This window comes from Micromonospora sp. NPDC049047 (assembly GCF_040649135.1).
Lineage (GTDB): Bacteria > Actinomycetota > Actinomycetes > Mycobacteriales > Micromonosporaceae > Micromonospora.
The window spans coordinates 193,938-201,424 of the sequence record NZ_JBEZEY010000012.1 but is presented as its reverse complement, the minus strand read 5'-3'; the positions used below and the strand labels follow the sequence as shown (position 1 = coordinate 201,424).

The window sequence follows — 7,487 nt, the reverse complement described above, 5'->3', positions numbered from 1 at the left end:
ATCTGCGCCCGCTCAACGGACGACAACCTCTGCCCCGGCATGACCCCTCATCCTGACGAGAATCCACCCCGTTGCAACAACCACTTGAGCCCAAGCCACTGCGACGCCCCGGTTTTCAGGAACCCGAGTTGATCACGGCCCCGGGGCACGCCCCACCCCGGCCCGGGCGGGCCTGGGCTCGCGCTGGCCTGGGCTCACGCGGGTCCGGGCTCACGCGGGTCCGGGCTCACGCCGGCCGGGGACGCGGGCGCGCGCACCCCGGGGCGGCTGAACGGGCGAGGGGCGTACACTGGCCAACTGGCGACCGCCTCGTGCGGTCGACCTCGCGCGCCCTCTTCACGAATCGTCGTGGAGCGACGGCCTCCCTGGTCCCGATCTTGGTCGGGTCCACCATGGGTCGGCGACCAGGCGCCAGGACGCCCGGCCACCGGCCGGGCGTGACAACCAGGGATCTTGAGGAGTACCCCAACCATGGCCGTCGTGACCATGCGCCAGCTGCTGGAGAGCGGTGTCCACTTCGGGCACCAGACCCGACGCTGGAACCCGAAGATGAAGCGCTTCATCATGACCGAGCGCAACGGCATCTACATCATCGACCTGCGTCAGACCCTCGAGTACATCGAGAAGGCGTACGAGTTCGTGCGTGGGACCGTCGCCGAGGGTGGCAGCATCCTGTTCGTCGGCACCAAGAAGCAGGCTCAGGAAGCGATCGCCGAGCAGGCGACCCGGGTCGGCCAGCCGTACGTCAACCACCGCTGGCTCGGTGGCATGCTTACCAACTTCCAGACCGTGTACAAGCGGCTCCAGCGGATGAAGGAGCTGGAGGGTCTGGGTGACCTCAGCGGCACCGCCGCCGGTTACACCAAGAAGGAGACCCTGCAGCTCTCCCGCGAGAAGATCAAGCTGACCCGCACCCTCGGTGGTCTGCGGGACATGCAGAAGCTGCCGGCCGCGGTCTGGATCGTCGACACCAAGAAGGAGCACATCGCCGTCGACGAGGCCCGCAAGCTGGGCATCCCGGTGATCGCGGTGCTGGACACCAACTGTGACCCGGACGAGGTCGACTTCCCGATCCCGGGCAACGACGACGCGATCCGTTCGGCCGAGCTGCTGACCAAGGTCGTCGCCGCCGCCGTCGCGGATGGTCTGATCGCGCGTTCCGGCCGCCGCCGGGGCAACGACGAGAAGCCCGAGGGCGTCGCGAGCGACGAGCCGCTCACCGAGTGGGAGCGCGAGCTGCTGGAGCCGAAGAAGGCCGACGAGTCGGCCGCGCCGGCCGAGCAGCCCGCCGCGGCAGCGACCGAGCAGCCCGCCGCCGAGCAGCCCGCCACCCCGGAGCAGCCGGCGCAGGCCGCCACCGAGCAGCCGGCGGCCGCCACCGCGGAGTGATCGCACCGTCGCTGTCCCGCCGTCCGTTTTCGCGGACGGCGGGCAGCGGCGGTACGCCGGGCACGATCCGCCCGGATCCGGGTAACCGGCACCTCTGACCATCCACACGCCGTCTCAACACCGAAGAGAGAGCCATGTCCCAAATCACCGCCGCGGACGTCAAGAAGCTCCGCGACCTCACCGGCGCCGGCATGATGGACAGCAAGAAGGCGCTGACCGAGGCCGAGGGCGACTTCGACAAGGCCGTCGAGATCCTGCGCGTCAAGGGCGCCAAGGATGTCGGCAAGCGGGCCGGCCGCACGGCCGCCAACGGCCTGGTCGCCCACTCCGGCAAGGCGCTGCTCGAGCTCAACTGCGAGACCGACTTCGTCGCCAAGACCGAGTCGTTCATCGCGCTGGCCCAGCAGCTGGTCGAGCACGGCGAGCGCGCCGGCGTGAACACCGCCGAGGAACTGCTCGCCACCGAGCTCGACGGCAAGGTCGTCGCGGACCTGATCCAGGAGCAGTCCGCCAAGATCGGCGAGAAGCTGGTGCTCAACCGGTTCGCCCGGGTCGAGGGCACCACCGCCGTCTACCTGCACCGCAAGGCCCAGGACCTGCCGCCGGCCGTTGGCGTGCTGGTGTCGTACACCGGCAAGAGCGACGAGGCGGGCGACGCCGACGCCCGTGGTGTGGCCATGCAGATCGCCGCGATGCGGCCGAAGTACCTCACCCGGGACGAGGTTCCGGCCGAGGTCGTCGAGTCCGAGCGGCGGATCGCCGAGCAGACCGCCCGCGAGGAGAACAAGCCCGAGGCGGCACTGCCGAAGATCATCGAGGGTCGGGTGAACTCCTTCTTCAAGGACTACGTCCTGATCGAGCAGGCGTCGGTGGCCGACAACAAGAAGTCGGTGAAGCAGCTGCTGGCCGAGGCCGGCATCGAGGTCACCCGCTTCGTGCGGTTCGAGGTCGGCCAGGCCTGAGCCGCCGCCGGGCGCCAGGTGCGCCCGTGGGCAGAAGACGTAAACGAGGAGGCCGCCGGTGTACGTGACAGGCACCGCGGCCTCCTCGTCACATAGGGTCGGCAGCGGCAGGTTCGCGGTACGCGCCGCACGGGGCGTGCGCGTGGGGAAGGGCGGGGCGGATGACGCAGGTTGTGAGTGACCGGACGCTGGAGCTGGACGATCCGACGGCACCGCCGCCGGGGCGCGCCCGCCGGGTGGTGCTGAAGCTCTCCGGTGAGGTGTTCGGTGGCGGCGCGATCGGCGTCGACCCCGACGTCGTCCAGGCCATCGCCCGGCAGATCGCCACAGTGGTCCGCCGCGGCGTGCAGGTCTCCGTGGTGGTCGGCGGCGGTAACTTCTTCCGCGGCGCGGAGCTGCAGAAGCGCGGGATGGACCGGGCCCGCGCCGACTACATGGGCATGCTCGGCACCGTGATGAACTGCCTCGCGCTCCAGGACTTCCTGGAGAAGGAAGGCATCGAGACCCGGGTCCAGAGCGCCATCACGATGGCCCAGGTCGCCGAGCCGTACATTCCGCTGCGGGCGATCCGGCACCTGGAGAAGGGCCGCGTGGTCATCTTCGGCGCCGGCGCGGGAATGCCGTACTTCTCCACCGACACGGTGGCCGCCCAGCGGGCTCTGGAGATCCGGGCCGACGTGGTGCTGATGAGCAAGAACGGCGTGGACGGCGTCTACACCGCCGACCCGCGGATCGATCCCACCGCCAGCAAGCTCGACTCGATCACCTTCTCCGAGGTGCTGCGCCGCAACCTGCGGGTGGCCGACGCGGCGGCGTTCAGCCTCTGCATGGAGAACGGCCTGCCGATGCTGGTCTTCGGCGCGCAGGGTGACGACACCATCATCCGCGCGGTGGGTGGCGACAAGATCGGCACCCTGATCACCGCCTGAGCCGTTGCCCTGCGGGACGATAACTTCAGCAGAGCCCACCACGAGCACAGAAGGAGGCGAGGAGACCGGTGATCGACGACACCCTCCTCGAGGCCGAGGAAAAGATGGAGCGTGCGGTTGAGCACGCCAAGGAGGAGTTCGGCGCCATCCGTACCGGTCGCGCCAACGCCGCCATGTTCTCCAAGGTCATCATCGACTACTACGGCACGCCCACGCCGCTGACCCAGATGGCGTCCATCGCGGTTCCCGAGCCGCGGATGGCCATCATCAAGCCGTACGACAACTCGCAGATCAATGCGATGGAGAAGGCGATCCGCGACTCGGACCTCGGGGTGAACCCGAACAACGAGGGCAACCAGTTGCGCATCCTGCTCCCGCAGATGACCGAGGAGCGCCGCCGCGACATGATCAAGGTGGCCCGGCACAAGGGCGAGGAGGCCAAGGTGGCGATCCGCAACGTTCGCCGCCGTGGCAAGGAAGAGCTGGACCGGATCGTCAAGGACGGCGAGGCCGGCGAGGACGACGGTCGCCGCGCCGAGAAGGAACTCGACGACCTGACCCAGCGCTACGTGGCCAACATCGACGACCTGGTCAAGCACAAGGAAACCGAACTGCTCGAGGTGTGACCGTCCGCCCGCCGCTCGGGCGCGCTGCGACCGAGGCCCGACCCTCATCGAGGGCCGGGCCTCGCGTCGTACGTCAGCAGGGGATTCGGACGGTCCGGGTGCTCGCGGCGAACTCCTCGCCGGTGTCCGCGTCCCGCAGCGAGAAGTGGGCGGTGGCCCGACCCGGGTGCACCGCCGGGGTGATCCGGGCGAAGGCCATTGTCAGCTCGACGGTGCCGCCGTCGCAGACGATCTCGCCGGCGCCGTGCCCCCCGGTGGCCCAGAGGGTCGGCAGGCCGTCCTGCACGAGCGAGGCCGACATGAGGACGACGCCGGCCGGGCAGTTGCGGGCGGTGGCGGTCACGCGGGTCGCGGGGTACGTCACCGACGGATCGCCGTAGGGCGGCTCGAACGGAAACAACCCGCTGGCGAGACGATCGATGGTGATCGTGGTCTGTGCCGTGGTCGCGGCGGCCGGCGACGCCACTCCCAGGACCATGGCGCCCACCGTCAGCAACGCCAGACCGACCTTGTGCATGCTGGTGATCCTTCCCCCGTCGCGTTACGCCGACTGCGGCCGACGCGCCATCAGCGGACCACGTTCGGGGCTGTCGACGCAGTAACCGATAGTGCCGGGAACGAGTCGGATCGATGGCTGCGGATCCGCGTACCGGATGGGTGGTCCCGTGCCGCGCGGGCCTGCCGGCCAGGGGCGATGCCCGTCGCCGTGCCTCGTCCGCCGTGCCGTTGCGGCGGGTGCAGTAGGCTCGGCAGGATTCCCGGCCACCGGGCGGTGAACACCGGGGATCGACCGACCGTCGGGGCGGTCAATCGGAGGAACATCGCACGTGTAGGGGATGCTTGTGGTCTTGCGTCATGTGGTGGTTCTCGCGCCCCGTCGCGGTGCGTGATGTCCCACCCCGACCCCTACGGCAGCGAGCCTCGCGGCTGGGAGCACCCGGAGCGTCAGGTGGCCCTGCCCTGGCCCGAGCAGGAGCTGGAAGCCGGTCAGTGGAGCCGCCGTCCCGCCGCCGGCCCTGAGCTGTACGCCGACCCGCGTACCCGGCCGCACGCCGACCCGCACCCGACGAACCCGTACGACGAGCGTGGCCGCGCGGTCCGCCCGGACGACCGTTTCGACGACCGCGACCGGCACGACCGCTTTGACGACCGCGACCGCCACGACGACGACCGGAACCAGTCCGACCGGTACGACGACCGGGGTCGCGCCGGCCGGTACGGCGATCGTCCGCCCCTTGGCCCGGACGGCGCCCCGACCCGCCCCGGTGACCCGGAGCGGCGCGCCGAGCCCGGCCGGTACGACGGCCCGCAACCGTTCGACGGGCCGGTCCGTTACGACGACGACGCCGACTACCCGACCGCGCTGCTCGAGCCCATCGGGGCCGAACTGGCGCCGGACCCACCGCCGGTGACCGAGCCGGAGCTGCCCGCTGGCCGACGGCCGAAGGGCCGACGGCGGGCCAGCGTCGACCGGCCGGCGACCCAGCAGGTGGGCAACGGGCGGGCCGGGCGCAACCTGCCGGCGGCGATCGGGGTGGGGCTCGCCCTCGGTGCGCTCATCGTGGTGCCGCTGGTCTTCTATCCATTGGCGTTCCTGCCGGTGATCGCCGCCGCAGTGGCCGTCGGCAGTTGGGAGATGGCGCGGGCGGTCCGCCGCAGCGGCGCGCACCCGCCACTGGTGCCGTTGATCGCCGGTGGTGTGCTGACCGTGGGTCTGGCCTGGTTCGCCGGCCCGGACGCGCTCAGTCTGGGGCTGCTTGTCACAGTGCTCGGCACCATGATCTGGCGGTTGGGTGACGGTCCGGCCGGCTTCCAGCGGGACATCACCGCAGCCACCCTGATCGCCGTCTACGTGCCGTTCCTCGCCGGTTTCGCGGCGCTGCTCGCGGCGGCGCCCGACGACGGTTGGATGCGGATCCTGGCCACCCTGGTCGCGGTGGTTCTCTCCGACACCGGCGGTTACGCGGCCGGTGTCTCGTTCGGGCGTCACCCGATGGCGCCGTCGATCAGCCCGAAGAAGTCCTGGGAGGGTTTCGCCGGTTCGGTCACCGCCGCGGCCCTGGGTAGCGCGCTGCTGCTGTGGCTGATGTTCGAGCTGGCACCCTGGTGGGGTGCCGTGTTCGGGGTGGCCGTCTCCGTTGCGGCGGTCCTCGGTGACCTGGGCGAGTCGATGATCAAGCGGGATCTCGGTGTCAAGGACATGAGCAACCTGCTGCCCGGGCACGGTGGCCTGATGGACCGACTGGACTCGATCCTGTTCGCGGTGCCCACCGCCTACCTGTTGCTGGCGATCTTCGTTCCGATGGTGAACTGAGGTATGAATCACGGCGCCCTGGTCATCCGGCTCCGCGGTCGCGGCCGGTTCGGCGGCTCCGGAGCGACGCTTGCCGCCGAGGGCGTGACACACTGGACCAGCCATGACGAGCCTGCCGTTGATCCCCGTCCTCTCCGACGCCCCCGCCGCGCGCCGGGCCTCGATGCCGCCACGACACCTCGCCGATCTGGACCTGGCCGGCCGCCAGGCGTTGGTGACCGAGTTGGGTGAGCCGGCGTTCCGCGCCAAGCAGGTGTCGAACCACTACTTCGGGCGGCTGGTCCGCGACCCGGAGGCCATGACCGACCTGCCCGCGGCGACCCGGCAACGGTTGTCCGAGCAGCTGCTGCCGACGCTGCTCAATCCGGTGCGCGAGTTGGCCTGCGACGACGGTGCGACCCGCAAGGCGCTGTGGAAGCTGCACGACGGCGCGCTCGTGGAGAGCGTGCTGATGGGCTATCCGGACCGGGTGACGGTCTGCATCTCCAGCCAGGCGGGCTGCGGCATGGCCTGCCCGTTCTGCGCGACCGGCCAGGCCGGGCTGACCCGCAATCTGTCCACCGCCGAGATCGTCGACCAGGCGGTCTATCTGGCCGGCGTGGCGGCCTCCGGCGCGGTGGCCGGCTCCCCGCCGCGGCTGTCCCACGTCGTGTTCATGGGCATGGGTGAGCCGCTGGCCAACTACAACCGGGTCGTCGCGGCCATCCGTCGCCTGGTCAGCCCAGCTCCTGAGGGGCTCGGCCTGTCCCAGCGGCACATCACCGTATCCACTGTCGGCCTGGTTCCGGCCATCCGCCGACTGGCCAGCGAAGACCTCTCAGTGACCCTTGCGCTGTCGTTGCACGCCCCCGATGATGATCTGCGCGACGAACTCGTGCCGGTAAACCAGCGCTGGAAGGTAGCTGAGGTGCTGGACGCAGCGTGGGACTACGCCGCCCGGACGGGCCGTCGCGTGTCGATCGAGTACGCGATGATCAAGGACGTGAACGACCAGCCGTGGCGAGCCGACCTGCTCGGGCGGCTGCTGGCCGGCAAGTTGGCCCACGTGAACCTCATCCCGCTCAATCCGACGCCGGGCAGCCGCTGGGACGCGAGCCCGAAGCCGGTCGAGCGGGAGTTCGTCCGCCGGTTGCGCGACGCCGGGGTGTCCACCACCGTACGGGACACCCGAGGTCGCGAGATCGACGGCGCGTGTGGTCAGCTCGCCGCCGCCGAGGACAACGACACCAACACCGACCGCGCCGGAGAGGCACCGGCGTGACCGGGC

7 protein-coding genes are annotated in these 7,487 nt (G+C 70.4%); 6 read left to right on the top strand and 1 reads right to left on the bottom strand.

Features of this window, described 5'->3' with window-relative positions:
* Window positions 1–471: 471 nt before the first annotated feature.
* The 4 genes from rpsB to frr all read left to right on the top strand — a co-directional run bounded on the left by rpsB (window position 472) and on the right by frr (window position 3,906).
* On the top strand, window positions 472–1,389 hold the full coding sequence (gene rpsB / locus AB0B86_RS20690; protein ID WP_357409177.1) for a 30S ribosomal protein S2: 918 nt from the start codon (window positions 472–474) through the stop codon (window positions 1,387–1,389).
* A gap of 134 nt (window positions 1,390–1,523) precedes the next feature.
* Window positions 1,524–2,351 carry a translation elongation factor Ts gene (gene tsf, locus AB0B86_RS20685; protein ID WP_357250343.1) on the top strand — a complete coding sequence of 276 codons (828 nt, stop codon included), beginning with the start codon at window positions 1,524–1,526 and terminating at the stop codon, window positions 2,349–2,351.
* Window positions 2,352–2,512: 161 nt separating this feature from the next.
* On the top strand, window positions 2,513–3,280 hold the full coding sequence (gene pyrH / locus AB0B86_RS20680; RefSeq protein ID WP_030335195.1) for a UMP kinase: 768 nt from the start codon (window positions 2,513–2,515) through the stop codon (window positions 3,278–3,280).
* A gap of 68 nt (window positions 3,281–3,348) precedes the next feature.
* Window positions 3,349–3,906, top strand: coding sequence for a ribosome recycling factor (gene frr, locus AB0B86_RS20675; protein WP_204943784.1), 558 nt, complete (start codon window positions 3,349–3,351; stop codon window positions 3,904–3,906).
* 73 nt (window positions 3,907–3,979) lie between these two features.
* Here the strand turns inward: frr and AB0B86_RS20670 are convergent, their stop codons facing one another.
* Window positions 3,980–4,423, bottom strand: coding sequence for a hypothetical protein (locus tag AB0B86_RS20670; protein WP_357419311.1), 444 nt, complete (start codon window positions 4,421–4,423; stop codon window positions 3,980–3,982).
* 372 nt (window positions 4,424–4,795) lie between these two features.
* Here AB0B86_RS20670 and AB0B86_RS20665 point away from each other — a divergent pair, with 372 nt between their 5' ends.
* Both AB0B86_RS20665 and rlmN read left to right on the top strand, forming a co-directional pair.
* Window positions 4,796–6,220 carry a phosphatidate cytidylyltransferase gene (locus AB0B86_RS20665; protein WP_357419310.1) on the top strand — a complete coding sequence of 475 codons (1,425 nt, stop codon included), beginning with the start codon at window positions 4,796–4,798 and terminating at the stop codon, window positions 6,218–6,220.
* A 103-nt stretch (window positions 6,221–6,323) separates the two neighbouring features.
* The gene (rlmN, locus tag AB0B86_RS20660; protein ID WP_357409170.1) at window positions 6,324–7,481 is read left to right on the top strand and encodes a 23S rRNA (adenine(2503)-C(2))-methyltransferase RlmN; all 1,158 of its coding nucleotides are present in this window, start codon (window positions 6,324–6,326) and stop codon (window positions 7,479–7,481) included.
* Window positions 7,482–7,487 lie beyond the last annotated feature (6 nt).